Source organism: Pectobacterium cacticida, from assembly GCF_036885195.1.
GTDB classification, from domain to species: domain Bacteria; phylum Pseudomonadota; class Gammaproteobacteria; order Enterobacterales; family Enterobacteriaceae; genus Pectobacterium; species Pectobacterium cacticida.
Genome location: NZ_CP133656.1, coordinates 2388837 through 2415100 on the forward strand (window position 1 = coordinate 2388837; position 26264 = coordinate 2415100).

Consider the following 26264-nt stretch of genomic DNA (forward strand, 5'->3'; position numbering starts at 1 on the left):
AAAGGATTATAGAACGTGTTTATTTTTCTATTCAAAGTGTGGACTCAGATTAATTAAGGCGTTGCACCAGAATATATTAATTAAGTAATAGCGTGGAATAAATCAGTGCCAAATAGTATATACTCACTCCAACGCAAACCCTTTAGGATATAGATTTGATATCTATACCTTGCCATCAGGAAACAATAAAATATATAGGAAGTTGTAGATTATGTGTCCATCATCAATCTATATGATTCTGTATTACTGATTTCTTTTTAAAGCATTAAAACGTGATCGCGATCGCACCGAGTATGATTAAGGTTTCTCAATATATGCCGATTATCTTTTATATTGGTTGTTTAGCTAATAAATTATCATTAATGTAGACGCGAAAATCTCAACGCCAAAACCACCGTCGGTGGCATGGTTAATCATAAATCATCTAAGAATGAGCGCATGGATATGAAAATAACATCAGGGTCTGAGCAGCACACCGCCTCTGGTCTGCTGAGCAATTTACGGCTAGTTCCCCTATTCATCATTATTCTGGGCGGTATTATGTTGCTTTTTGCGGCATCTATCGGTATATCCACCGTTTTTCTACAGAGCAGCAACCAATCACTAAACGACATTACACAAGAGATCGATACGCGGATGGGTATCTCGAACAGTTCTAACCATTTACGCAGCGCACGCCTGTTGCTTATTCAGGCGGCGGCGGCGGCGCGTATTGGCGATACTCAAGTCTTCAATGACAATCTGAAACAAGCTGGGCAGCGCCTGGAACAGTCTAAGCAATCATTCCTCGTCTATGAACAACGTTCGATTAAGTCTCCACAGGACACCGCGCTGGACAAGGATTTGCGTAAATCCTACGATGCCTATGTCAACCAGGGTATTCTGTTAATGCTCAATGCGGCTAAACAAGGGCTATTTGAAGAAGTTATCACCCTTGAATCCGAAGAAATTCGCGTGTTGGATTCGGCGTATAATAAATTATTGTTAGAGGCTGTCGCTTATCGTACGCAAAGAGCGAAAGCATTAAATGAAACCGCACATAAAAACACCCTACTCGGGTATTCATTGATGGCAAGTGGTTTTGTGCTAGCCATCATTTTGACGCTTCTGACCTTTCTGCTCCTGAGAGGAATTCTTATTAAACCCATCCATCAACTGGTGGCAAGGATTCAACGCATTGCACAAGGCGATCTGACGCAAGAAATGGAGCGTTATGGCAAAAATGAAATTGGCCTACTCGCCAGCAACATTCAGCAAATGCAGTCCTCTTTAGCGACAACGGTGATGACCGTTCGAGAAAGCGCAGATTCGATTTATCAAGGCTCAACGGAAATTTCATCCGGTAACACAGATCTTTCCTCACGAACTGAGCAGCAGGCTGCCGCACTTGAAGAGACGGCGGCCAGCATGGAGCAATTGACCGCAACCGTAAAACAAAATTCGGAAAATGCCCATCATGCAAGCCAACTCGCAGAAAACGCCTCCGGAAAAGCCAAACAGGGTGGTGAGATTGTTGAAAACGTCGTTAACACAATGAGCCGTATTTCGGGGAGCTCTAAGAAAATATCTGAAATTACCAATGTTATTAACAGTATTGCTTTTCAAACCAATATCCTCGCGCTGAATGCCGCAGTTGAAGCGGCCAGAGCCGGAGAACAAGGTCGTGGGTTTGCGGTCGTCGCCAGTGAGGTTCGCAGCCTCGCGCAGCGTAGTGCGCAAGCAGCCAAGGAGATAGAGACACTGATTTCTGAATCCGTCAGCCTGGTCAATAGTGGTTCTGTTCAGGTAGATAATGCAGGCCACACCATGAAAGAGATTGTTGATGCCATCACGAACGTCACTGACATCATGGGGGAAATTGCCTCCGCGTCTGATGAACAAAGCAGGGGAATCTCTCAAGTAGGTCAGGCAATCTCAGAAATGGATAGCGTGACACAGCAAAATGCGGCTCTGGTTCAGGAAGCGAGCGCAGCCGCCGCATCGTTGGAAGAACAAGCTGCGCGCCTCACCCAGGCGGTGGCGACATTTAAACTGTCAAGCCAGTTATCCGCTACGTTAACAACGCCTACCCGACCTACCGCGAAGACGCCGCCTTCACTGGTCCTACCCCGCACGACCAATGAAGAAAGTGGTAACTGGGAAACATTCTAATACGAGCGCCACTCACTACGGCGACCCCTGTTCAACTGACAGGGCTCGCCGACTTCTCAATTCCCGTCACGTTTTTCCGGCAATATCTTTGGCTCAACAAACGTGCCATCTTGGCTGTCAGACTCGTTGAAGAACCAAATTCCTGCTGGGTAATCCTCTAACGCCACCAAATACATGGTGCCTTCCTGAAACGTCTCTACAGCCAGAACCACGCCTTCCCTGCGCTTATTCCCATCGGTTTTAACCGTAACCAGATCGCTAACTTTCATAGATTTATCCAAAATAGCTTCTAACATCAAAAAAACAGAATTATCATCTACTGCAACGGCATTAATAGTACCTGTAAAAATAGGCGATTTTACTTTTTATCATGCCCTATGACACATGCTGTCACGAGGTCTTGATAATGCAGGTACGATTAAGAGCCCTTCCCAGTAGGCGTCATTGTCGTAGTTAGTATGGCCACGGACTGCGCGCAGAAGCCGAAGCGTACACGGAGTACGTGAGGATTTCGAGCACTGCCCAGGGCCAAAATGGCAAGTAAAATAGCCCTAATGGGATAGGGTCTAAATATTTCACGCCTTATGCCTCTGACATATTCGCAAAAAGAGATCAAAAATTGAACGCATCACCGAGTATCTATGACCAGAGGAACAGCGGAGAACTGGATTATGACCTCATTATCGCTTCAGAGTGGATGCAACTGATAGCGATAACCTCTCAGGATTCTTTTGATCTGCTACGTGAGATCTCCGACCAAAGCGCCACCTACTTTGCTGACGAATTTTATAGCTACATGCTCAAAGATCGGGAAGCCACCCTTTTTCTCTCAACGCAGCAAGTGCACGATCGGCTTCATGGGGCGATGAGCAAATGGATTGCAGACATTCTCACAAATACCGGGAAACAACTGAATGATCTGATCGATTACCAAAAAAAAATTGGTCAGATCCATGCTCGTATCGACCTTCCTATCGATCTCGTTGAACGCGGGGCCAGACGTCTCAAGTGGCATCTCTATACCGCAATATCCCAAGCTACGGAGAACAAGGCGCTGTGTTTTGACGCGATGCGTTTTGCTGCTATTTCAATAGATATTGCCATAGAGATAATGAATAAAAAATATTCTCAATCGCATGATATTGCCGCCAGAAATGAAGAATCCTATCGACTATTTTCGATTCTGGAAAATGCCAGTATGGAGAGGGAACGGCAAAATGCCGCGTTGCTGCACTGGGAAAACGCGTTCATATTTAGCGTAGTTACCGGTACGCCACTTTCCAGTATCCAGAATTTATGCGATTCCGAATTTGGCCTGTGGTTTAATCATAAGGGTAAAACCAGTTTTAGTAATATTCAGGGCATTATCACCATTGCCGAGGTTATAACCGAAACGGATGAATATATTCGCAGCTACAACACGGTATCGCTACTAAAACAACAGGATTACGCGCCGCTCCTTAAGGCTGTGAGAAGCCGGATTTACAAAATCAACACGTTACTCGGGTCGTTATTTGATGAAGTACAAAAATTAGAGAGTGGCAAAGATACCTTAACCCTTCTCCTTAACCGCCGCTTTCTACCCACCATCCTTCGGCATGAGATATCGCTGGCCATGCACTCAAATGCGTCACTCAGTCTTGCCATGATTGATATTGATTATTTTAAAGCTGTCAACGATACCTATGGCCACGCCGCGGGTGATATTGTCTTGAAAAAAGTTGCGGAGGTGCTTTACGAAAGTACTAGAAATAGCGACTATGTTTTCCGTTATGGCGGTGAAGAATTCATGATCGTACTGATCGAAACGCCCAAAGTCGCCGCCTACACGCTCATCGAACGGCTGAGAAAAAAGATTCAGGATCACATTATTTATCTGCAAAACGGCGCCAGCCTAACTGTTACGGTAAGCGCGGGTATTGCCGTATATAATGGCCATCCAGATTATGAATGTTTGGTAAAGGCGGCGGACGATGCTCTCTATCAGGCCAAAGCCAACGGAAGAAACAGAATTGAGTATGCGGCAGAAACTTAATAACGTTTCAATGTTGTCGCTTGTGATGCCGGTGAGGGTCTCGTGGGCGAGTCCAATATGGTATTTTACCGGTTCGATATCCATTTTAATCAAACCGGCAAATACCAGCAACTGAGCAAATTCGCAGCGTCATAACGCCAAACCAAGTGATTTTACTAACCTAACCGCTCCGAAATTTGGTACAAATTCAATTAATAAGCACATTTTTCGTGCAAATACACGCTATCGCGAATCGTTGATAGTTTGATTTGATTCTTAGCAGGGGGAACAAGAATTGCAGCGACAGCCCGTTTCATCTTCACGCATTCATTCTATAGGCTATGACGCCAAAGCGCGTACGCTTGAGATAGAATTTTGTAATAAAGATATCTATCAGTATGTGGGCGTACCCAGCTCTCTCTATAAGAAGTTTATTTCGGATGCCGTCGTCTCTAAAGGGCGTTTCTTTGATGGCGTGATAAAAGATAAATTTTTATGTCGAAAAATTAGATAAACGCCTACCCGCACTTATCCTCCCACCAATCGCCAATAAGATCCAAACGAGCAGGCTATCGACTTACCCTATTTTAGCCTGCTACACAAATACTTATCCATACACCTTCGATCGGTAGCACCGATCGAAACGATCGCATCGATCAATCAAACCGATTATCTTTTGATCGCTACGAATGATAAGCTTCTGTCCGTACAAACGTAACATGTCGTCTTAACCCATCACCGTTGTGCTGCCGCAAATAGCGGATAGCCAATATGCTTGTGAGCACGGTAACAGGAATATGGCTCCATCGGGAGCCCCAACCATAAAGCTATTGAATCATTATCGCTATGAACATTGAAGTATTCAGCCGCTGTCCTTTTACCTCGGCCGCTTTCACCTGCATGGAAAATATAAGTTGCGATAACTCACCAATAGCGATTCTGGATATTGAGTACGGTATCGACATGGCGCGATTGACTCAAACAATTACGTCTACTCATTGGAAGTTTATCATTATTCTCAATAACCGTAGACATGCGCCTATTATGGTGACAAAAAACGTACTTTTATTATCGAAATACGCTTCGATTATCACGATTAAAAAGATGATGTCCGCCATGGGCATGATCAACGAAATAAAAGGAAAAACAATTTCTTTATCACCGAACGAAAAAATATTTTTCGCCTATTGGTTAGACGGTGTTTCGATAAAAACTATCGCTCAACGTATGTCAATCACACATAAAACTGCCAATAATATGAAGAACAACATTTATAGAAAATATGGCATAAAGGATCTACTTACTTTTTTGCTCATTGCTAAAATAATGCGGATAAAAAATGCGCTTGATACTGAACATCCAAAGGTTATCTATATGAACAAAGTTGCGTAAGGCAGTTTTTATGCCGATAGTGTTTGACATGATTTTCGTCATATAGCCATGATCATGAAAAGCCCTTTCGGACTTTCATGATTATCCTCACAGGATGACTTACCACATTAAATCATCCGGTATTTTAAAATCAGCATAAGGATCTTCTTCATCTTGCGCCTCTTGGCTAAGCGCACTATTTAATACAATACTGTCCGCATCCCGCTGCGCGATCTTATCGGCTACGCTTGCAGGAATAATGGCGTACTCATATTCTCCACGACTCTCCCCAGCCAAACGAGCAATCGCAAGGCGCCCGTTAATCAGTTGAGCCTGCGTCGATTTATCCACATCTATTTTCTTAATTAAATTGTTATCTGCAAAGTTAAAGCTAATATCACCTCTTGAAATGTTGATACGGTTCATTTCAATGAGTTGCTTCACCTGCGCTTTATACTCCCTTAATAAGGCAGCCTGTTTTTGTTGCCCGTTTAATAACTTATCGCGCTCAAGCTGCGCTTTTTTGTTTTCTTCCACCGCCGCCCTTGCTTCACGTGCCTGAACGCGTGATTTTTTGGCCGTCCGTTGAACTTTAGCCATTTTTTTACTGCTCACTAAGCCGGCCTTTAACATCTGTTCTTGCAACGAGAGTTTTGTCATCTTAGTCCCTAAATCCGTTGAATAATGAATAGCATAATATCGGTTATTTGGTCCGTATTCTCTCAGGTTCTGAGCAACTTCACCGTGGCATCCACGTCAATTTCATCTTCAGAAAAGGTAAATGTCGTCCCATGAAATGTGACGATCGCCAACTTTTTCAGTGAGCGTCGTTCCCCTGGTTTTACCGTTGGTTTTGGCCGGATACTATTCATCAATCCCCCAACAGATAATACGGCGCGTGCTTTATCGATATGAGCCTCGGCAGGTACCTCCTCGCAGTAAACTTGATAAGACTTAATCGCCGTAAGCTTAATGCGCTCGCCCGCGATAAAAATGTATTTGCTTTCAGGTACGACTTTCACTGCATAGGCGGCCAGCCCCTTGCTATTCGTGGTCGGTTCGAAGGTGACTGCCGCATTTTTCTTGATCAGTTCGGGGTTAGTAACCTTAATGACGTGAAAATAGCGGTTATCGCCGTTTTCATCATGGATAAATCCAAAGCCCTTCTCTTTAAACCACGTGGTGATCGTTCCGTTCATCGCTATAACTGCCTACTTAATGGTTATCGACCTAATGCTGCAACGCGCAGTTTAAAGCACAATGCCGACGCCGACTACGCCTTTGGTTTACATCTTGATGCTAAGAATTGTATCGGGTAGCGTCGCGAGTTTGGTATGGTGTTTACTCACCCTGTAATGACTTCATGCCCGTATAAGGAGTTTTGAATGACGACATCATCAACCTACGTGCCTCCTAAGGTCTGGCAACCCACTACCTCTGGCGGTGCCTTCGCGCATATTAACCGGCCAGTAGCCGGCCCAACGCACGAAAAGGCGCTCCCCATAGGTAAACATCCGCTTCAGCTTTACTCGCTGGCGACGCCAAACGGCGTGAAAGTGACAATCATGTTGGAGGAGTTACTCGCATTGGGCCATTCCGGGGCCGAGTACGATGCCTGGCTGATTAAGATCGGTGAGGGGGATCAGTTCTCCAGCGGTTTTGTCGAGGTCAACCCGAACTCCAAGATCCCTGCATTGCTGGATCGGAGCGGCGATAAACCGATCCGCGTGTTCGAATCGGGATCTATTCTGGTCTATCTGGCCGAAAAATTTGGCGCGCTGCTGCCGAGCGATCTGGCCGCGCGCACTGAAACCTTAAATTGGCTGTTCTGGCAAATGGGTTCCGCCCCTTATGTGGGCGGGGGGTTCGGGCACTTCTACGCCTACGCGCCGGAAAAAATGGAATATCCGATCAACCGTTTCACCATGGAAACCAAGCGCCAGTTGGATGTACTCAACCGCCAATTAGCAGAAAACCGCTATCTGGCGGGCGATAGCTATACCATTGCCGATATCGCCGCCTGGCCGTGGTACGGTGGCCTGGTGCAAAATGCGCTATATTCCGCCGCGGAATTCCTGTCCGCACACGAATACACCCATGTAAAACGCTGGGCTGATGAGATTGCCGCGCGACCAGCGGTGATTCGCGGGCGTAAAGTCAACCGTACCTGGGGAGACGCGTCAGAACAGGTTGCCGAACGCCATCAGGCATCCGATCTGGATTAAACTTGTGCCGCCTGAATCAGGCGGCACTCTGACAAGGTTTCGCTAACGCCGTCAAAGACATCCTCTTGCGCTAAAAAGTGGCTTTGCCTTCACCTCTGTGGAATGGCGAGGACGCATACTGTCAACGTCAGTATGACCCTTGGGCCTTACCCAACACCGTCTGGATCGCCGTCGACAACTCGTTGATCTCAAATTTCGCGACATAAGCATCCGCGCCTACATTACGCACATGATCTTCGTTCGCGCTACCCGACAAAGAGGAGTGAATGACTACGGGAATATGTTTTAAGAATTCTTCACGCTTAATATTTCTCGTCAACGTAAATCCGTCCATTTCGGGCATTTCTAAATCGGTCAATACCAGAGAAATTTTATCTGAAACGGGTCGGCCTTCCGATTGTGCTTCCTGCGCCAATTGTTGAACCTTATTCCAGGCTTCCCGCCCGGTGATGTGCATACTAAACGGAATGCCCATCTGGTTAAGACCTTGCTCCAGCAGCGCACGGGCGACTTTGGAATCTTCCGCCACGACCGCCACCGCACCAGGCGTGTAAGAATAAACGTTACCTTCTGTGTTCTTAAGCGTGGTTTCACGCTCTCCGGGGATGATGTCGAACAAAATTTGCTCAACATCCAGCACCAGCGCCAGACGGTTGCTGTCGTTATCATTATCGAGGCGAGCAATACTGGTAATATACGTACTACTCACACCGGCTTCCGCCGCCAGAACCTGACTCCATTCCAGGCGAACGATATCGTCAACCGATTCTACAGCGAACGCCTGCGTACTGCGCGCATATTCAGTGACAAGGAGAATGTTCAACCCGGTTTGTGGGATACTGCCGACAATGGCTGGGAGATCAATAACTGGAATGATTTGCCCGCGAATATTAACCATACCCAGCATCGGCGATTTCATCCCTGCGGCTTTGGTCAGCGCCGGCATTGGAACGATTTCACGTAACTTAAAAACGTTGATGCCAAATAGTTCGGATTTGCCACCATCCGGTGATTTGCCCAGTTGAAACAATAAGAGTTCAAATTTATTGGCAGAGGTAAGGTTTGTTCTCTCATCAATATCTTTTTGAAAATTATTCATGTTTTCCTCAGCATGAGTCATTATCGTTATATCATCAGCAGGCAACATTCGTGATGTGAGCAAATTGAGACCAACATCCGACCGCTTCTCTGTATGTGATAGCCCTGTTTATCGATGTTATCCAGCGTCCAATCGCAAATATTTTCAATCTGTGGCAATGTCATCATCCAACAATGGCAATCATCGGATTGGCAAACGGCATCCAACCTCTCCAACATACGGCTGGCTCGAATCCCTCAAAGCGAGATAGCATTCCCTGAATTCATAATATCGGCAGCAATGGCCAACACCTTATTCCAAATTGGGACCAAACCGCTGCCAATGCATAAAATGCCCCGGTTTCGGTGCCTTAAATGGGAAAAATGTTGATGACATATGCCACCCAGCATTAAGAGACTATCCCGGTAGGCGTAATTGGCCCAGCCAGTTTGGTTACGGCTAGAGCGCTGAAACTGGAGCGTACACGCAATACGTGAGGATTTCGAGCACTGCCCAGGGCCAAATGACAAGTACAATAGCGCTAATGGGATAGGGTGTTAGACGGCAAGACGACGAATAGGATATGCGATCGGCAAATATCAACAAAAAGGTGGCAAAGACGGTACGGCAGTAAATGACGCATTTTCGACGTAAAGCGGAGGAAAGCGCGATCCAAATCCGAACAAAGAATCACTGTTTAGGGCGCAGCGTTGAGTAGCCTGCGCCCTAAAACGGATAAACAGAACAGGGGGGATAATTGGGGAAAATCCCTGGGTTGGCGAACGTCTGTAACAATATTTTCTGTAGAATTAAGCTAACACTTCTTTTCTTGTCTATTTGTGTAATCACCCCTGTTCATGCGAAAATTATAAGTGATATCATAAAGTAACAGTAGTTAGACTTAGGTCTAGGCTGACACTATACTTTTATAGGTTGCCTATATCATGAGTATCTTCACGCTTTTATTGAGGCCGTAACATGTCTATTTTTTGCTCTGATAACGAAATTATCAATAACACGATTAAGAACGCCCTCGGACGAAAGTTAAAGCAGTATGGCGACGTGAAGTACGCTTACATGATCATGAACAAAAAGAATCCTTCGCAGGTCGTGATTATCTCAAATTATCCATCGCAATGGGTTAGCACCTACAAAGAAAATAATTATCAACATATTGACCCCGTCATTTTGACGGCAATAAATAAGGTCGCGCCATTTTCCTGGGAAGATAACATCGTTATTAACTCTAAATTGAAATTCTCCAAGATTTTCAATTTATCGAAAGAATACGATATTATTAATGGCTACACTTTTGTTTTGCATGACAATAATAACAACCTGGCGACGCTATCGATTATGTTTGAGGAACATTCCCCCACAGATATTGAAAATGTCATTGAGAATAATAAAGATAAACTGCAAATGTTGCTTATTACCATTCACGAAAAAATAACCTCTCTTTACAAAGAGATAACACAGAATCCTCAAAACAGAAAACAAAATGATAAAGCGATCTTTTCCCAGCGTGAAAATGAAATTCTTTATTGGGCCAGTATGGGAAAAACTTACCCCGAAATCGCATTAATTTTGGATATAAAAATCAGCATCGTAAAATTTCATATCGGGAACGTAGTCAAAAAACTGGGCGTGCTCAATGCCAAACATGCCATCAGGTTGGGCGTAGAATTACAACTCATCAGACCCGCACCGTTATAAGCCATCGTACCGTTCCCCTGACATGTACACTTAAACGGCAGATTGGAGCCTACGCCACGCTATACGTCATCATGCATTGGCGGGTAACCCATTTTATTACAATCAATTCGCTATAACTTATGCATTTTTATTCATTGCGTTGCCCTCTGCCCTCCGCCTAAAAAGTGGGGAAAATCGATACGTTAGGTAGCTGCAACATGCATCTGGATTTACGGCAATTGCGCAATTTTCTTGCGCTAGTCGAACATGGGAGTTTCGTGCAGGCCGCGGAAGCGGTCTGCCTGTCGCAATCAGCATTCAGCCGCAGCATTCAGGCGCTGGAACAAACGATGGGGCATCCGCTTATCGATCGTCAGAGCCGTCGCTTTGCGCTGACGTGGCAAGGTAATACGCTGTTGCCGTTTGCCCGACGCATGCAGGAGTTGTCTTGGGAACTGATGGCCGACATGCGGCAGATCAGCGAGGCGCAGGAAGGTGAGCTGACGTTTGGTTGTGGCCCAGCCCCCTCTACCACGCTGATCCCCAAGGCGGTCGCACATTTCCATGCCCTGCGCCCACGCGCCAGAGTCACCTACAGCGTGGATAACTGGCAGTCTCTGCGTGAGCGACTGTTGGCCGACGAATGGCCTTTTATCGTTGCCGATACCTGGCAGGCCGAAATGGAAACCCATTTCCACGTGCAGCCATTAAACCAGCAGCGCTGCTTCTTTATCTGCCACTCTTCACACCCGCTGGCACAGCAGGCAACCGTGACGCCTGACGATCTGTTGCGCTTTCCGCTTGCTTCCCCTTTTATGCCCGTCGGTATGCGCAAGGTGCTGGCCGCCTTAACGCGCCAGCCCGATTATCGTCCACAGATTCAGTGTGACCATATCTATTCCGTCTTCAGTATCCTGCGGCATACACAGGCTATCGGCTTCGCCAGTGAGGACGGCTTCGCACTAGGACGATTAAGCCACCAATTGGTAGAAATCCCGCTGACGGGAACACTGCAGGAATGGAGAAACATGCAAACCCGTTTCGGCATTGTCACCTGTTTGCAGAGAACGCTGCCACCGCTGGCTGAACTGATGATTGACGCTATTCTGGCGCAGGACAAACTGCGCTCACCCGCTTCAGCGGTGCAAACACGGTGAGCGCCTACATGATTATTTCACGGGATTGCCGCTAGCGTCATACACCGGCCAATTTGACGCCAGTCCTTTGGCCTTCAATGCCCGATCGGCAAACTCGCCAGCAAACCAGTCGCTGGCTGAAAACGAGTTGCGAATGAGTCCGGCGGCTTTCGCCCGCTCTATGCTGTCCTGCAAGCTGCTAAGCAGGAACGGATCGAGACGTGGCGAGCTTTGAAACGGGAGATCTTCCGCTTTCAGCTCTTCCTGAAAGATCGCCTGCGGGATCTGGCTCTGCTCTGCCATAAGCGCGGTATAGTCCGGCAGGTGCTGCGCCTCGCCGATCCACCGCGCATTGTCCACCAGCACATTGACCAGTTGCTGCGTCGTGCCTGGATAGCGGTCGATAAAGTCCTGCGTCGCCAGCACCGCAGCCTGCGTGGTGTTCGGCCAGCCCAGCGCCCGGCTGGTGGTTACAATATTGATGCCCTGCTTACGCAGCGCCAGTAGAGAAACACCACCCCATACCGCATCCACGCGTCTGGCCGCCAACGCGGCCTTGCCCGCCGTCCAGTCCAGATTGATGACCCGCACGTCGCGCTCATTTAATCCAACGCTTTTAATCGCGCGCTCAAACGATAGCTGATCGGCCGTTCCCTTGTAGACGGCAATCCGCTTACCGCGTAAATCCTCAATGCGTTGAATACCCGATTCCGGCGTCGCCGCCAGGTAAGAGTTAGCGCCGCGCGATCCCACCAGCACCCGTGTCGGCAATCCCCCTGCCCGACCAATAATGGCTGCCAGATCGCCCAAATACACCACATCCAATTGCCTGTTCGCCAGCGCCTCGTTTATCGCCGGGCCCGCGCCTTTAAAGAACGACCATCGAATCTTGATGCCCTGCGGTTCAAATTCTTTCTCCAGTTGCTTTTGAATATGCGCCAACCCCAACGGCCCGCGGATAAAGGGTTTACTGCCCGCGCTTTGGTCCGGCAAACCAATGCGAATCTCTGTCGGCTTCTGTGCATCCTGTGGGGTCGCATCGTTTGCCTGAACGGTCGATGCGATTAGCGCAGCGCTCATCAGCAAAGCACAACCAATGAATCTATGCAGCCCCTGCCGCCAGCGAGAAGAGAAGGTTACCGATAAAATCATTATCGATGGGATTGATGGTTGGTGCATACGGTTTTCCTCAATATTCGTGTCATCTGCCATGAAAACTAACGAACCGTCTGCATCAGGCTTAAATAACATTTACAGGTTTGTTCAGCGGAAAAAAGCATAAATCAGCGCGGGCGGGCACGGGCGGCGCATATGCATTTCTTGCACGGTGACCATCGCTTTATTGCATTGGCGTTTAAGACTAAAACCTGTTTTTTATTCCCTATTCATCCAACCGTGATGCTTTCGTGGAATAAAATGAATAAGTCGATACTGCTGAAAAAAAACGCGAACGTCTGGCCTCTTCTACCGACAGCACGGACCTATTCTCTTATCGCGTCAATAATGGTTCCGCTTGTAGTACCACTAATCGTGCCGCTGGCGCTGCTGGCGCTGTGGTATATCAGCACCCACTACGGCTGGATGCCTACCCAGATTCTCCCTGCCCCCAACGTCGTCGCTAACACCGCCGTCGAACTCTGGCACAACGATCTCCTGCCGCAGCTCTTTATCAGCCTGCAACGATTAGCCAGCGGTCTGCTGGCAGGCTTACTGGCGGGAACACTGCTCGGTGCGCTCATGGGGGTCTCACACCGCGCCGAACATCTGCTGCATCCGACGGTATACGCGCTGGCACAGATCCCGACGCTGGGCTGGATCCCGCTATTTATGGTGCTGTTTGGCATTGATGACGGCTTAAAACTGGCGGTCATCATCAAGGCGGTAATTATCCCGGTGACGTTGCATACGCAAACGGGTGTGCGCAACGTGCCGCATGCGCTACAGGAAGTCGCCCGCACGCTGCGCCTGCCGTGGCATCAGCGCCTCATCAAATTGATATTGCCCGCCGCACTCCCCACCTGGCTAACCGGCTTACGGCTGGCGCTTTCGCAGGCATGGTTATCGCTGATTGTGGTCGAACTGCTGGCGTCGTCTCAGGGCATTGGCTATCTGCTGGTATGGGGACGCCAACTGTTTCAACTGGATATCGTGTTTGTCTGCATCGCCGTAATAGGTCTGACGGGGCTGACGATGGAGTGGACAATCAATCAGTTGGAACGTCGTCTGGTCTTCTGGCCACATCCGCCGCTCAGTCGCTTAACCATTATGCCGTCTCGCCGTTTATCCGCGCTGGTTTTCCCATTCCTGCTTCTGCTGCTCTGGCAACAGGCTAGCCGTTTTGGCTGGATCGATCCGTTACTCCTGCCCTCTCCCGCAGACATGTGGCACATGTTACAGCAAGGCGTCCGCGACGGTTCGCTTACTGAGGCAATGCAGGCCAGCCTGACTCGTGCGCTCGCCGGTGCGGTATGCGGCATTATCGCTGGCCTCGTAGGCGGCGTACTACTGGGGCTAAACGCCACCAGCGACGCCCTTTTTACGCCCACGGTCGCGACGCTACGCCAGATCGCGCTGTTTGCCTGGCTACCGCTGCTGACCGCCTGGGTTGGCAACGATGAAGCCGGGAAAATCACCTTTGTCGCTCTGGCTTCCTTCTTTCCTATGCTGGTAGCCAGCCACCGCGGTATCCGCCAGCGTTCGCTGGCCTTACAGGAAGTCGCACAGGTGTTACAGCTCCGTCTCTCAACCCGTCTGAGGGTGCTGATTCTGCCGGGTGCTGCTCCCGCCATCTTCGCGGGTTTTCGTCTGTCGCTGATTTACGCCTGGCTTGGCACCATCGGCGCGGAATATTTCATGTCATCCGGTACGGGGATCGGCAGCCTGATGATCAACGCCCAACAGTTACTGGATATGCCCCTGATTATCAGCGGCATGCTGTTGATTGGATTAACAGGCGCGGTATTCGACCGCGTTGGATTAGGTCTGGAACAGCGGATGACGCGTTGGCGTTCCGCAGGAGAAATCGCATGACATCCACTCCCCTTGAAGTGCCGCCACCGGTGGTGCAGTTCGATCGCTTGCGTAAGCAGTTTCGCGTACAGGGCGAAGCGCTGACGGTAATTGAGGATTTTTCTCTGTCGATTTACAGCGGTGAGCTGGTCGCCATTGTCGGCAGCAGCGGCTGCGGCAAATCTACGCTGTTACGTATGTTGGTCGGTCTGGACAACGACTATCAGGGACGCGTGCTGGTTGAAGGGCAAACCGTGCGTGGTATCGGACGCGAGCGCGGCATGGTGTTTCAGGAACCGCGCCTGTTTCCGTGGCTGACGGTACGGCAAAACATCGCGCTCGGGCTAGCGAATGAGGCGATCGATAGCAAAGCGCGGAAACGCCTGATCGACCACTTTATTCAGCTTATGCACTTGCAGGATTTTGCCGACGCCCTACCCGCCCAGCTCTCCGGCGGCATGGCGCAACGTGTCGCGATCGCGCGGGGTCTGGTCGCCAATCCACGCATCTTAATGCTGGATGAGCCTTTCGGCGCGCTGGACGCCCTAACGCGCCAGCAGATGCAGCAAGAGCTACACCGTATTCATCAGGCCGAGGGCACCACCACGCTGCTGGTCACCCACGATGTCGAAGAAGCCGTCTATCTCGCCGATCGCGTCGTCGTACTGGCACCGCGACCAGGTCGTATCCGCCAGATTGCGACAATTTCTCTGCCGCATCCGCGCCAGCGTGACAGCCACGATTTTCACCAGCAATGCAGCGAGTTGCTCGCACTGCTGACCCAGCCCGACGATACCGCGGCCGCTTTCTCTTCTCTGAACTCGTAAATACTGGAGCATCATTATGGGACACCCTTCCGTCTATCCGACCGGCACGACGATTTACAACCCGGAAAAAGCCTGGGGCGGCTACACCGTCTTTCAGGCGCTGGAACGCGGCGCGGTACTGGTCGATATGAACGGCACCGAACTACGCCTGTGGGAAGGCTTGCGAGGTTTCCCCAACAAAATTTTGCCCGGCGGTTACATCCTCGGGCACAGCGGTGAGCGCGATCCGCGCTACGGCATGCAGGACATGGTCGATCTGATTCAGGTGGATTGGGACGGCAACGTCGTCTGGAAATTCAACGGCTATGAACACATTACCGATCCCGATCTCCCGCCAGAATGGATGGCGCGCGTCCATCATGACTACCAACGCAGCGGTAACCCGGTCGGCTATTACGCACCGGGACAAGAGCCACAGTCGATTGGCGGCAACACGCTACTGCTGGCGCATACCAATCTGCATAACGAACGGATCAGCGACAAACTGCTGCTCGACGACACTATCATTGAGGTGGACTGGGAAGGTAACATCTTATGGGAATGGCGTTGCAGCGATCATTTTGACGAGTTGGGCTTTGACGACGATGCGAAAACCGCGCTGTACAACAATCCTAACCTGCGCAAAAGCGGCGGCGGCATGGGCGACTGGATGCACATCAACGCCATGTCGGCACTCGGCCCCAACCCGTGGTTCGATCAGGGCGATACCCGTTTCCACCCGGATAACATTATCTGGGACGCCCGCGAATCCAACATCATCGCCATCATCGACAAACAGAGTGGCAATATCGTCTGGCAGCTTGGTCCTAATTACAACACGCCTGAACTCAAACATCTTGGCTGGATTATCGGCCAGCATCATGCGCATATGGTCCCGGCAGGCTTGCCGGGCGCGGGTAATATTCTGGTGTTTGATAACGGCGGCTGGGCAGGCTACGGCGCGCCCAATCCGGCCTCTGCCGACGGCGTGAAAAACGCCTGGCGGGACTATTCTCGCGTGCTGGAAATCAACCCGGTAACGCTGGATATTGTCTGGCGCTATTCGCCCTACGAAGCAGGCATCCCACACCCGACCGACGCGTTCCGTTTTTATAGCCCGTACATCAGTAATATTCAGCGCCTGCCGAACGGCAATACGCTGATTAACGAAGGCGCCAACGGTCGATTGTTTGAAGTCACTGTCGATCACGAGATCGTCTGGGAGTTTATTTCTCCCTACTGGGGTAAAACGGTGAATACCAACATGGTGTATCGCGCCTATCGCGTGCCCTACGAGTGGGTACCACAGTTGCCGCGTCCACAGGAAACGCCAGTGATCGCCCCCGACAACACGCAACTACGTCAACCAGGCGCCGCCGCCCCCGGCTTCGCCAGCGTGGTGCGCATTGAGGGCACACGGCCTTACCAAAAGAGCGGCGATGCCCTGTGCGTCGCAACCGATAGCGAAGACCTCAAACGCAGTCCGAAGCTCTTTGTCGTCAACCGCGAGCGTTTTGCTGCACAGACCGCTGACGACTGGCCTGAACTGGCAGCCCAACAAGGCCCACAGTTGCTGCTGGTCGGCGCGGAACGCTGTGTCCACTGCAAAAGCCTCTACCGCCAGTTGGAAACGATTCTGGATAACGAGGCATACCGCCACTTGCCGAGCCATTATCTGGATGCCGATCGTCACAGTGCGCTGGCGGAGCAACTGGCGGTCAGAACATTGCCGACCCTGCTATGGATCGAAAAGGGTGGAGAACGGGATCGCTTGAGCGGCGCACAGCAACCCGAACGCCTACGCCAGTGGCTGGCCGCACAACGCTAACTCCCCTCTAAATGCGATCTCGCTTCCAGTGAGATCGCTCTATCCATCCACCGCCTCTTGCACAAATGCCTCAATTTGCGGTGATTTATATCCGGCTTAAAAAATTATGCAGCGGTGGACGTGGCCGCCGAGTGAGCGGCATGGATGCCGCGAAAGCCAGTACCGCGCCGGGAGCGCGTCACTGGCGGCTTGACTAGCGGTCATGGGCACCGATGGCACCGCGCAGCGGCATAATTTAGCCGGAAGCCAGGGTTCTCAGGGCGACGGCAACTGAGCGCCCTGAGTCGGGCGCATGTTCGGTATCAAAGATGAATAGCAACAGTGCAGCGCACGAAACCATCTCTGAATCTTCATAGAAATGTGATCAAAGGGCGGCGATACACCGAGATATGCTGGAACTGGCACAGGATATCGGCCTATTATTTGAGCGCTGGCAGGTACCGCTGCCACAAAAAAGAGCGATACTGTTTTACATCGCGCGGAGCGGCAATACCTCAAAGCCAGCAGAGTTTATTGAGGCTGTCGCACAATCTCTGTCAACGGATCGGGAGGCGATCATGACCATCGCACAGCAGCTTGAGAAAATCGGATTTGAAAAAGGCATCAAACATGGCATGCAGCAGGGGATACAGCGTGGGATGGAGCAAGGTATGAAAGCCAGTGCCCGAAACATTGCTCGTCAGCTTCTGCTAAGCGGTATGGAACCTGTACAGGTCAGTGAGATTACCCAACTGAGCGCTGAGGAACTGGCACAGCTTATTGATTCACCAAGTGAGTAAACTCTAAAGTTAGTCCGCGCTTCTCTACAATTATTCTTCCTCCCTCTTTCATTATCGACGCTGTCGATTAAGACGGCATCGATGTGCCAATTTATACCCGCTGCATCACATTTCCTTTGCATCATTTTGCTGTAATTTGTTATGTTATTACATATCAATTTACAGCAACCGTATACGTTAACCATGATTAACTGTAACAGACACTCCGACGCCATCCTTCAGGTAGAGAACCTTCGCCTGTCTATAGGGAAAGAAACCAACGTCAGCGAGGTCAGTTTTACGCTGTTCGAAGGTGAACGTGTCTGTTTACTCGGGGCCTCCGGTTCGGGCAAATCCCTCACCGCCAAAGCCGTTATCGGTACGCTGCCAGCGGGTTGCACGATTAGCGGCAGCATTCGGGTCAATGGCGAAGAGGTGGGCCAATTGAAAGCGCAGGCCCGCCCGCAGACTGGCCGCGCCTCTGCCGTGTTCCAGGACTCGGCAACGGCGCTGAATCCCCTTATGCCATTGGGAAAACAGCTGTCACTGGCATTGAAAATGAGCTCTTCCGCCGAACTTTCCGCACTGCTTAGCGCCATGCAGATGGATGACATTCCCAACCTGTTGCGGCGCTATCCTGCCGAATTGTCCGGCGGTCAGCGCCAGCGCATTTGTATTACCCTGGCGCTGCTCGGCAAGACACGTCTGCTGGTGGCTGACGAGCCCACTACCGCGCTGGATGTCATTACTCAGCAGCAGGTATTGCAGATCTTACAGGAACGTAGCGTGCAGCCGGATGCCCCCGCCCTGCTGTTTATTACGCATGATATCGCCGTTGCCGCCCGACTCTGTCAACGCGGTCTGGTGATGGAAAACGGCCAGATCGTCGAATCCGGTGATATGTGGCAGTTGCTGAATACGCCCCGACATCCTTACACGCGCCGTCTGGTTGCGGCGGCCCGTCGCGCTGATGATATTTTATCGACCGCGAGGCAACAGCCTTTACCACTTGCCGGAGCGCTCGCCGGATGAACCACCACCTGCATGCGGTTTCCACACCGTTTTTAAGCCTCGAACATGTCAGCCGCTATCGCCAGACATCGTGTTTACCGTGGCAAAAAATCGATCCTGCCGGTGCGATTTTTCACGATCTGTCGCTGACGATGCAACAACATGAACGCGTCGGGCTGGTTGGCGCTTCCGGCTGTGGTAAATCCACGCTGCTAAAAACCCTGTTGGCGCTTGAAGCGCCGGAGCGTGGCTCCGTGTACTGCGACGGCAACCTGATTAAGCCGGGCTCGGTACGTTCGCTGATTTGGTATCGCCGCCGCGTCCAGTATATTCCGCAGGATCCGGCAGGCTCGCTCGCGCCACGCCAGCGTGTTGCCGATCTTCTCACCGAGCCGCTGAAACGGCTCAGTGCTAATGGCAGTTGGCGCGCCAATGAAAATCATTCGACCCGCCTGCGTGAAGTCATGGATCAGGTGGGGTTGAGCACCACGCTTCTGAGCAATGTCGCCGGGCAGCTTTCCGGCGGCCAGGCACAACGTGTCGCGCTGGCGCGAGCGCTGATGGTCCAACCCGCGTTTTTAGTGGCGGATGAGCCTGTCAGCGGCCTGGATTTGCCGTTGCGCGAACAGATTAAGGCGCTGCTTCAACAGATCACCGAACAAAACAAGATGGGTTTGCTAATGGTATCGCACGATATTTCCATCCTGGCCGGATTGTGCGACAGGATGCTGGTCATGAACGATGGCTGCATCATTGAAGATCGTCCTACCGCCGAGGTACTGGCCTCACCGCAACAGGCGCACACTGCCCGCCTGTTGCAGGCCGTACCCGCGCTGTCGACGTCAGGCTATTAGCGCGCGGCACCGGTAACAATATTTAACACTACGTCAATAACGCCGCGCCCCATCGCGGAGATGTTTAAAACGGATGATTGCATGTCAAACTTCATTGCCGATCGCGCTTCGCGACCTTATCCCCCGTTACTACTCGGCAGCCAGTTAATTTTCAACATTGGCTTTTATGCTGTGGTGCCCTTTCTGGCGATTTTCCTGCGCGACGACATGCGGCTTTCTGGCTGGGCTATCGGGCTGGTAATCGGCTTACGCACCTTTTCTCAGCAGGGCATGTTTTTAGTCGGCGGCGCGCTGGCCGACCGCTATGGCGCACGCGTAATTATCCTGTGCGGCTGCGTCGTACGCATCAGCGGCTACCTCCTGTTGGCGCTGGGCGACTCGCTGTGGCCAATTATTCTCGGTGCCTGCCTGACCGGCGTCGGCGGAGCCCTGTTCTCCCCCGCCATTGAGGCCTTAATGGCGCAAGCCGGCACGCAAAGTGAAAATGCGGGAAAACGCAGTCGCGCCGAGTGGTTCGCCCTGTTTGCGATTTGCGGTGAGCTAGGCGCGGTGTTGGGCCCCCTGCTGGGCTCGGTACTGGCCGGATACGGATTCCAGCGCGTGGCGCTCGCCGGCGCCGTCGTGTTTGTCATTGCGCTCATCGTCCTGTTTTTCAGCCTGCCGCCGACGCAGCGTAATCAGGGCGAATTACACATCGCCCCGTGGTGGGAAACCTTCCGTCAGAGACGCTTTGTTGCTTTCATCATTGCCTACAGCGCTTATCTGTTCAGCTACAACCAGCTCTATCTGGCGCTGCCGGTTGAACTGCACCGTTCCGGCAGCAGTGAGAAAGACCTCGGCCCGCTGTTTGTTCTGGCTTCGCTGTTGGTGATCGGATTGCAGCTTCCGCTGGCGCGTTTTGCCCGCCGAGTGGGTGCAGCACGCATGCTGCCATTGGGCTTCGCGCTGCTGTCTGCCTCATTCCTCAGTGTCGCCCTGTTTGCTTCCAGCACACCGTCTGAAGGATGGCAGCGCCTACTTCCGGCTATCTCCTTGATTACCTTGTTAACAGTGGGACAGATGTTAATCGTCCCCGTTGGCATGGATCTCATCCCGCGTTTTGCCAACAACCAGAATCTGGGGGCGCACTATGGCGCGCTGGCATCGATGGGCGGCATTGCTGTTCTGGTCGGCAACGTTGTACTCGGTAGCCAACTCGACCGTGCGCTGACGCCGTCACCACAGGCCGCTATTCCGTGGGTGCTGCTCGCCGCGGTGCCGCTGTGCAGTTCGCTGGCGATGATTGTCATCTGCCGCCCATTCAACTCGCTTCCCATTACCAAGATTTAAGGACAACTTGATGAAACCTCGTAATCACCCGTGGTCGATCTCCTGCCTGCTTTCCGCTTCGTTGCTGCTTTCCGGTTGCTTCAATGAGACGGAAGAAAAAACGCCGACACAGGCTGACGGTCGCATTAAATTGGCGATGCTTCAACCACCGCGCTCCGGCCTGACGCCGCTGAGCGATGATGCCTTTAAGCTGTCCCGCTGGAGCACGGCAGAAACGCTAGTGGTGCTCGACAAGCTCGGCGAAGCTCAGCCTGCGTTAGCGACAACATGGCAGCAGATCGATGATAAATCCTGGCGTTTTGAGCTGCGTCCCAATGTTCATTTTCACGATAACACCACGTTAAACGCCGCCACGGTGGTTAATGCGCTCACCGTGGCGTCCACCGCCGCCCCCAAACCGCGCATTCTGGACGGCGTGCAGTTAACGGTACAAGCCGATGGCGATAACGCGGTGATTGTCTCCACCGCTAAAGCCGATCCGCTGCTGCCCCAGCGCTTATCCAGCCCGCAGTTGGCAATCCTCTCCACCGCGGCATACGGTAAAAATGGCGTGGTCAATCCGATCAACACCGGAAGCGGCACGTTTGTTCTGCGTAGCGTCACGGGCACCAGCAGTGCAGTGTTAGACAGATTCGACGGCTACTGGGGTGAAAAAGCGCAGGCCAGCGGGATCGACGTCAGCTTTGTCTCTGACGGTGCGGCACGTGCGGCGGCATTACGTACCGGAACGGCAGACATTGTTGAAGCCATTCCGGTTTCTCAGGCACCGCTGCTGGACCAATCGCTGGTGCATGAAGTCCCGATGCCGCGTACCAACACGCTGTATCTGAATACGCGCCAAGGTGTAATGCAAGATCCTGCGATGCGTGCCGCCGTACGTGATGCCATCAATCGCCAACAACTGGTGGACAACGTCTATGAGCAACGTGCCGATGTCGCACAAGGCTTATTAGGCCCCGCGCTACCGTGGGCGGCGCAACTACGCCAGCCGGTGGCGAATCCGGTCAAAGCCGGTACGCCTGCGGGGGCGACCATCACGCTGGCCACCTTCAGCGATCGCGCCGAACTGCCTGAAGTCGCGGTCTATCTGGCACAGCAGCTTACCGCCGCCGGATTTACGGTAAAACAGGTAGTACGTGAATACGCGCAGATTGAGTCCGACGCGCTGGCGGGCAAGTTTGACGCCTTTATTTTATCCCGCGCCACCGTGTTGGATTCCGGCGACCCGGTAGCTTACCTGTACAGCGATTTCGCCTGCGCAGGGTCGTTCAATATCGCCCAACTGTGCCGCCCGGAAATCGATCAGGCGTTACAGAAAGCGGCGGCGATTCCTGCGGGTGATGCACGCCGTCAGGCCATTATGCGAGCAGAAAATCTGATCCTTGCCAGCGATGCGGCGATTCCGATGCTGCATGAGCGCGTCATTCAGGGGGAAAGCGCGCGGGTAAGAGACGCGCTACGCGATCCGCGTGAACGCACGCTGATTAACGCCGCCACGCATATTGCTACCGATGCGAAATAACGGGTAACACGCCCAGCAACCAGAAAGATGATGAGTTTATGAGCGAACCGCTATATTGCCGCACCTGTGCTACCCTCAACCAGGCGCAACGCCCGCGATACGGCGTGCTGATCCCGCTGTTTTCGCGACTGCTGACGCTGGCGGGGATCGTCGTGCTAATTGGCATATTGCCGTGGTTGTCCGGTCAGGATCCGGCGCTGGCACTGCTACGCGCCCGTTCCGGCGATCAGGAAGCGACGGCGGAAACGCTTAACGCCATCCGCCACTCTCTCGGGCTGGATCAGGGCCCGCTGCAACTGCTGTTGAACTGGCTGACAGGTCTGCTACACGGCGATGCGGGCCATTCCTGGGTGTCTGGCCGCCCCGTGCTTCCGGGGATGTTGCAGGCGACGGGCGTGTCGCTCACGCTAATGGCATCCTCGGCCTTGGTGGCCTTCATACTGGCTGCGGTACTGTGCGTTCCGACGTTTCGCCAAGGGTTACGCGGTCAGATTCATCGTTCAGGCGGTCTCTTTGCCGCCTTATTTACCGCACTGCCTGAATTTCTGCTGGCGTCATTTCTGCTGATCGTCGGTGCCGTCTGGTTACAATGGTTTCCACCCTATGGCTGGCTGGGCTTACACTACGCCGTGCTGCCGTCGCTGGCGCTCGGAATACCGGCTGGCGGCTACCTTGGCCGCATTATTGCCGACGCACTCTCCACCACCTTTAGCGAGAATTGGTTAACAACCTGGAGCGTAGCCGGAGTGAATCGTCGCCATATCGCGCTAGCGGTACTGAAACGCACAGTGCCCAGCGTCATGCCACTCGTCGGGCTAGTATTGGTCTCACTGACTGGCGGAGCCATTGCCGTCGAAAAAGTGTTCGCCATTCCGGGTTTGGGACGCGCGACGCTGGGCGCCGCGGCAGCACAGGATTTGCCGTCTTTACAGCTCGGCATAGTGATACTGTTACTCATTGCTTCGCTGGCGGGTATCGCCGCCAGTGGCGTGCGGCTGTTGATTCTCGGACGCGCGCTGCGAAGCGGCGCAATGCCGGTGCCGCAAGCCCATGAGCACGCCGTCTCTCGCTATGCTATCTGGCTGCCGATTATCTGCGTGCTATTACTGGCGCTGCTATTGTTTGCTGGCTTACCGCGCGATCCCTATGTTTCCGCTTTTCAGCGCCTGCAATCGCCGTCATTTATATTGCCTTTTGGCGCGGACGCGATGGGGCGCGATGTGCTGGCGCGCGTGGCGCACGGGACATTAACAACCTGTCTGCTGGCGCTGGGCGTATCGCTGGCCTGTCTGGCCATAGGCCTGCTGGTTGGGCTGTTCCCACGCCTGTTCATTGGCCCGATCGAAGTGACCAATGCCCTACCGCCGGTGATTGCCGGACTACTGGTTGCGGCCGTTAATGGCCCGACGGCAACGGGCGCGGCGATTGCCGTAATTGCCGTGAGCTGGGCACCGCTGGCGGCCCACACGGCGGCGCTGGTCGCCGAAATTAATGCGCGCCCTTATATTCGCATGCTGCCAATCCTTGGCGTGGGACCGATACGGCGCAGCCTGTTTTATGTTTTGCCTGCGCTGATTGGGCCACTCTTTCGTCACGCCATGCTGCGACTGCCCGGCATCGCGCTGGCGCTGGCATCGCTCGGTTTCCTAGGCCTGGGTGCCTCACCGCCGACACCAGAATGGGGACGCGTGCTGGCAGAAGGCATGCCGTATATCGAACGTGCCTTCTGGGGTGTGCTAGCACCTGCGGCCGCACTCGGCGTGCTGTCGATATTGGCCGTGAGCGCAGCACATCTCTCTGGTCGCCACAAGCATTAATCAATAGCGTAATGCCGACTCAACGCTCTCTTCTCTTCACGCCCACAGCCCCGCTAGATTTCACGATGGCGGGGCTGTGCATCTTCAGTTACGCTGTGAGCTAACCTCTGCCGAAGTACACAAGTAAATATGTGCAGAACGTGATTAAAGGAGAGAATATGCATAACAGCGACGTCGGTCTTACCGTCACTCAAGCGCTGGATAGGTTGGAAACCCTATACGATAACGCCGTTTCGGCGCTGCGTGACGCGATTGGGGATTTTATCAATGATGGCACCCTACCCGATGCCAACAGGCGTGCGGCAGGGTTATTTTCCTACCCAACCTTGCGTGTTAGTTGGGGTGGCAATTCGACAAACCATCCAGGCCCTCGCGCCTATGGCCGTTTCACCCACCCCGGTGGCTATTCCACCACAATCACTCGCCCCGCGTTTCTTCGCGCTTATCTGGCGGAGCAATTGACGCTGCTGAAAGACGATTATGATGTCACCATCAGTGTCGGCCCATCGCAACAGGAAATCCCATTCCCCTACGTGCTAGACGGCTCCGATTTGGTTCTCGATCGTTCAATGAGCGCCAGCATCGCTAAACATTTCCCAACAACGGAGCTGTCACAGATTGGCGACGAGACCGCCGATGGTCTGTATCACGCGACTACCTCAACCCCCTTGTCGCACTTCGACGCGCTACGTACCGACTTTTCATTGGCGCGACTGCGCCACTATACCGGTACGCCCGTAGAACATATCCAACCGTTCATTCTCTTCACTAACTACACCCGCTATGTCGATGAGTTTGTGCGTTGGGCTTGTGCGCAGATCGCCGATCCTGCTAGCCCCTACGAGGCGCTGTCCTGCGCTGGGGGAATCTATATTACCGCCGACACGCCGCACCCTGAGCAAGCGGTGTCCGATCTGGCCTGGAAGAAGCATCAGATGCCCGCTTATCATTTGATTCCACGGCAAGGAAAGGGCATTACCCTGGTTAATATCGGCGTCGGGCCGTCTAATGCCAAAACCATCTGCGATCATCTCGCGGTGATGCGCCCGCATGCGTGGCTGATGATCGGCCACTGCGGCGGCCTGCGCGAAAGCCAGTCTATCGGCGATTATGTGTTGGCGCACGCTTACCTGCGTGACGATCACGTACTGGACGCTGTGTTACCGCCGGATATCCCCATTCCCAGCATCGCCGAGGTGCAGCGTGCGCTTTATGATGCGACCAAACAGGTTAGCGGTATGCCGGGGGAAGAAGTCAAACAACGCTTGCGTACCGGTACGGTCGTCACCACCGACGATCGTAACTGGGAATTGCGCTATTCGGCTTCCGCCCTGCGATTTAATCTCAGCCGCGCTGTCGCGGTTGATATGGAAAGCGCGACAATTGCCGCACAAGGTTACCGCTTCCGTGTCCCTTACGGCACGCTGCTGTGCGTCTCAGATAAACCATTGCACGGTGAAATCAAGCTGCCTGGACAGGCGAACCGTTTCTACGAGGGGGCAATCTCCGAACATTTGCAGATTGGCATCTGCGCCATCGAACGATTACGCGCGGAAGGCGATAAGCTGCATTCGCGCAAGCTGCGTACCTTTAACGAGCCGCCGTTTCGCTAACAACGCTCCGCAAGCGATAAGCGCCGTCTTTGCGGCGCTTATTTATC

Annotated in this window: 21 protein-coding genes and 1 pseudogene; 17 read left to right on the top strand and 5 right to left on the bottom strand. The window is 52.4% G+C overall.

Annotation, left to right across the window (positions count from 1 at the left end):
- Window positions 1-438 precede the first annotated feature (438 nt).
- Window positions 439-2151, top strand: a complete 1713-nt coding sequence (locus RFN81_RS11090) for a methyl-accepting chemotaxis protein (protein ID WP_264495906.1) — start codon at window positions 439-441, stop codon at window positions 2149-2151.
- A 56-nt stretch (window positions 2152-2207) separates the two neighbouring features.
- Here the strand turns inward: RFN81_RS11090 and dsrB are convergent, their stop codons facing one another.
- Window positions 2208-2420, bottom strand: a complete 213-nt coding sequence (gene dsrB / locus RFN81_RS11095) for a protein DsrB (protein WP_264495907.1) — start codon at window positions 2418-2420, stop codon at window positions 2208-2210.
- A 350-nt stretch (window positions 2421-2770) separates the two neighbouring features.
- On the opposite strand from dsrB, the gene RFN81_RS11100 reads away from it, so the two are divergent.
- The 3 genes from RFN81_RS11100 to RFN81_RS11110 all read left to right on the top strand — a co-directional run bounded on the left by RFN81_RS11100 (window position 2771) and on the right by RFN81_RS11110 (window position 5557).
- Window positions 2771-4186: a diguanylate cyclase gene (locus RFN81_RS11100; RefSeq protein ID WP_264495908.1), complete on the top strand. Its 1416-nt coding sequence runs from the start codon at window positions 2771-2773 to the stop codon at window positions 4184-4186.
- A 274-nt stretch (window positions 4187-4460) separates the two neighbouring features.
- The gene (locus RFN81_RS11105) at window positions 4461-4679 is read left to right on the top strand and encodes a KTSC domain-containing protein (RefSeq protein WP_264495909.1); all 219 of its coding nucleotides are present in this window, start codon (window positions 4461-4463) and stop codon (window positions 4677-4679) included.
- 332 nt (window positions 4680-5011) lie between these two features.
- Window positions 5012-5557 carry a LuxR C-terminal-related transcriptional regulator gene (locus RFN81_RS11110; protein WP_264495910.1) on the top strand — a complete coding sequence of 182 codons (546 nt, stop codon included), beginning with the start codon at window positions 5012-5014 and terminating at the stop codon, window positions 5555-5557.
- Between the two features lie 99 nt (window positions 5558-5656).
- Here the strand turns inward: RFN81_RS11110 and RFN81_RS11115 are convergent, their stop codons facing one another.
- Together RFN81_RS11115 and RFN81_RS11120 are read right to left on the bottom strand one after the other, a co-directional pair.
- Window positions 5657-6196 carry a DUF2058 domain-containing protein gene (locus tag RFN81_RS11115; protein WP_264495911.1) on the bottom strand — a complete coding sequence of 180 codons (540 nt, stop codon included), beginning with the start codon at window positions 6194-6196 and terminating at the stop codon, window positions 5657-5659.
- A gap of 62 nt (window positions 6197-6258) precedes the next feature.
- On the bottom strand, window positions 6259-6741 hold the full coding sequence (locus tag RFN81_RS11120; RefSeq protein ID WP_264498945.1) for a cold-shock protein: 483 nt from the start codon (window positions 6739-6741) through the stop codon (window positions 6259-6261).
- A gap of 180 nt (window positions 6742-6921) precedes the next feature.
- Between RFN81_RS11120 and yghU the strand changes: the two genes are divergently transcribed.
- Window positions 6922-7761, top strand: a complete 840-nt coding sequence (gene yghU / locus RFN81_RS11125; protein ID WP_264495912.1) for a glutathione-dependent disulfide-bond oxidoreductase — start codon at window positions 6922-6924, stop codon at window positions 7759-7761.
- Between the two features lie 127 nt (window positions 7762-7888).
- Here yghU and RFN81_RS11130 read toward each other — a convergent pair whose 3' ends face one another.
- The gene (locus RFN81_RS11130; protein WP_264495913.1) at window positions 7889-8860 is read right to left on the bottom strand and encodes a chemotaxis protein; all 972 of its coding nucleotides are present in this window, start codon (window positions 8858-8860) and stop codon (window positions 7889-7891) included.
- A gap of 957 nt (window positions 8861-9817) precedes the next feature.
- On the opposite strand from RFN81_RS11130, the gene RFN81_RS11135 reads away from it, so the two are divergent.
- Both RFN81_RS11135 and RFN81_RS11140 read left to right on the top strand, forming a co-directional pair.
- Window positions 9818-10555, top strand: a complete 738-nt coding sequence (locus RFN81_RS11135; RefSeq protein WP_264495914.1) for a LuxR family transcriptional regulator — start codon at window positions 9818-9820, stop codon at window positions 10553-10555.
- 197 nt (window positions 10556-10752) lie between these two features.
- Window positions 10753-11691: a LysR family transcriptional regulator gene (locus tag RFN81_RS11140; RefSeq protein WP_264495915.1), complete on the top strand. Its 939-nt coding sequence runs from the start codon at window positions 10753-10755 to the stop codon at window positions 11689-11691.
- Window positions 11692-11703: 12 nt separating this feature from the next.
- Here the strand turns inward: RFN81_RS11140 and RFN81_RS11145 are convergent, their stop codons facing one another.
- Entirely contained in the window at window positions 11704-12849 is a 1146-nt protein-coding gene (locus RFN81_RS11145; protein WP_264495916.1) for an ABC transporter substrate-binding protein, read from the bottom strand.
- Between the two features lie 237 nt (window positions 12850-13086).
- Here RFN81_RS11145 and RFN81_RS11150 point away from each other — a divergent pair, with 237 nt between their 5' ends.
- The 10 genes and pseudogenes from RFN81_RS11150 to RFN81_RS11195 all read left to right on the top strand — a co-directional run bounded on the left by RFN81_RS11150 (window position 13087) and on the right by RFN81_RS11195 (window position 26217).
- Window positions 13087-14700 carry an ABC transporter permease gene (locus RFN81_RS11150; RefSeq protein ID WP_264495917.1) on the top strand — a complete coding sequence of 538 codons (1614 nt, stop codon included), beginning with the start codon at window positions 13087-13089 and terminating at the stop codon, window positions 14698-14700.
- Window positions 14697-15506 (top strand): ABC transporter ATP-binding protein, encoded by an 810-nt coding sequence (locus tag RFN81_RS11155; RefSeq protein ID WP_264495918.1) that lies wholly within the window; start codon window positions 14697-14699, stop codon window positions 15504-15506. The genes RFN81_RS11150 and RFN81_RS11155 overlap by 4 nt, the downstream gene beginning before the upstream one ends.
- 16 nt (window positions 15507-15522) lie before the next feature.
- Window positions 15523-17313, top strand: a complete 1791-nt coding sequence (locus tag RFN81_RS11160; RefSeq protein WP_264495919.1) for an aryl-sulfate sulfotransferase — start codon at window positions 15523-15525, stop codon at window positions 17311-17313.
- 383 nt (window positions 17314-17696) lie between these two features.
- Window positions 17697-18092, top strand: a pseudogene (locus RFN81_RS11165) (transposase); the annotation flags it as partial.
- A 183-nt stretch (window positions 18093-18275) separates the two neighbouring features.
- Window positions 18276-19103 carry an ABC transporter ATP-binding protein gene (locus RFN81_RS11170; protein ID WP_264498946.1) on the top strand — a complete coding sequence of 276 codons (828 nt, stop codon included), beginning with the start codon at window positions 18276-18278 and terminating at the stop codon, window positions 19101-19103.
- Entirely contained in the window at window positions 19100-19936 is an 837-nt protein-coding gene (locus tag RFN81_RS11175) for an ABC transporter ATP-binding protein (protein WP_264495920.1), read from the top strand. The genes RFN81_RS11170 and RFN81_RS11175 overlap by 4 nt, the downstream gene beginning before the upstream one ends.
- Window positions 19937-20017: 81 nt before the next feature.
- Window positions 20018-21265, top strand: a complete 1248-nt coding sequence (locus tag RFN81_RS11180; RefSeq protein WP_264495921.1) for an MDR family MFS transporter — start codon at window positions 20018-20020, stop codon at window positions 21263-21265.
- A gap of 10 nt (window positions 21266-21275) precedes the next feature.
- On the top strand, window positions 21276-22787 hold the full coding sequence (locus RFN81_RS11185) for an ABC transporter substrate-binding protein (protein ID WP_264495922.1): 1512 nt from the start codon (window positions 21276-21278) through the stop codon (window positions 22785-22787).
- 38 nt (window positions 22788-22825) lie between these two features.
- Window positions 22826-24604 carry an ABC transporter permease subunit gene (locus tag RFN81_RS11190; protein ID WP_264495923.1) on the top strand — a complete coding sequence of 593 codons (1779 nt, stop codon included), beginning with the start codon at window positions 22826-22828 and terminating at the stop codon, window positions 24602-24604.
- A 158-nt stretch (window positions 24605-24762) separates the two neighbouring features.
- Window positions 24763-26217 carry an AMP nucleosidase gene (locus RFN81_RS11195; protein WP_264495924.1) on the top strand — a complete coding sequence of 485 codons (1455 nt, stop codon included), beginning with the start codon at window positions 24763-24765 and terminating at the stop codon, window positions 26215-26217.
- The last annotated feature ends 47 nt before the right edge of the window (window positions 26218-26264 follow it).

Coding starts and splice junctions, on each gene's coding strand:
- RFN81_RS11185 (WP_264495922.1), top strand. CDS start 21,276: ATGAAACCTCGTAATCACCCGTGGTCGATCTCCTGCCTGCTTTCCGCT.
- RFN81_RS11090 (WP_264495906.1), top strand. CDS start 439: ATGGATATGAAAATAACATCAGGGTCTGAGCAGCACACCGCCTCTGGT.
- RFN81_RS11115 (WP_264495911.1), bottom strand. CDS start 6,196: ATGACAAAACTCTCGTTGCAAGAACAGATGTTAAAGGCCGGCTTAGTG.
- RFN81_RS11140 (WP_264495915.1), top strand. CDS start 10,753: ATGCATCTGGATTTACGGCAATTGCGCAATTTTCTTGCGCTAGTCGAA.
- RFN81_RS11175 (WP_264495920.1), top strand. CDS start 19,100: ATGAACCACCACCTGCATGCGGTTTCCACACCGTTTTTAAGCCTCGAA.
- RFN81_RS11195 (WP_264495924.1), top strand. CDS start 24,763: ATGCATAACAGCGACGTCGGTCTTACCGTCACTCAAGCGCTGGATAGG.
- RFN81_RS11110 (WP_264495910.1), top strand. CDS start 5,012: ATGAACATTGAAGTATTCAGCCGCTGTCCTTTTACCTCGGCCGCTTTC.
- RFN81_RS11135 (WP_264495914.1), top strand. CDS start 9,818: ATGTCTATTTTTTGCTCTGATAACGAAATTATCAATAACACGATTAAG.
- yghU (WP_264495912.1), top strand. CDS start 6,922: ATGACGACATCATCAACCTACGTGCCTCCTAAGGTCTGGCAACCCACT.
- RFN81_RS11190 (WP_264495923.1), top strand. CDS start 22,826: ATGAGCGAACCGCTATATTGCCGCACCTGTGCTACCCTCAACCAGGCG.
- RFN81_RS11155 (WP_264495918.1), top strand. CDS start 14,697: ATGACATCCACTCCCCTTGAAGTGCCGCCACCGGTGGTGCAGTTCGAT.
- RFN81_RS11150 (WP_264495917.1), top strand. CDS start 13,087: ATGAATAAGTCGATACTGCTGAAAAAAAACGCGAACGTCTGGCCTCTT.
- RFN81_RS11145 (WP_264495916.1), bottom strand. CDS start 12,849: ATGCACCAACCATCAATCCCATCGATAATGATTTTATCGGTAACCTTC.
- RFN81_RS11170 (WP_264498946.1), top strand. CDS start 18,276: ATGATTAACTGTAACAGACACTCCGACGCCATCCTTCAGGTAGAGAAC.
- RFN81_RS11180 (WP_264495921.1), top strand. CDS start 20,018: ATGTCAAACTTCATTGCCGATCGCGCTTCGCGACCTTATCCCCCGTTA.
- RFN81_RS11130 (WP_264495913.1), bottom strand. CDS start 8,860: ATGAATAATTTTCAAAAAGATATTGATGAGAGAACAAACCTTACCTCT.
- RFN81_RS11160 (WP_264495919.1), top strand. CDS start 15,523: ATGGGACACCCTTCCGTCTATCCGACCGGCACGACGATTTACAACCCG.
- dsrB (WP_264495907.1), bottom strand. CDS start 2,420: ATGAAAGTTAGCGATCTGGTTACGGTTAAAACCGATGGGAATAAGCGC.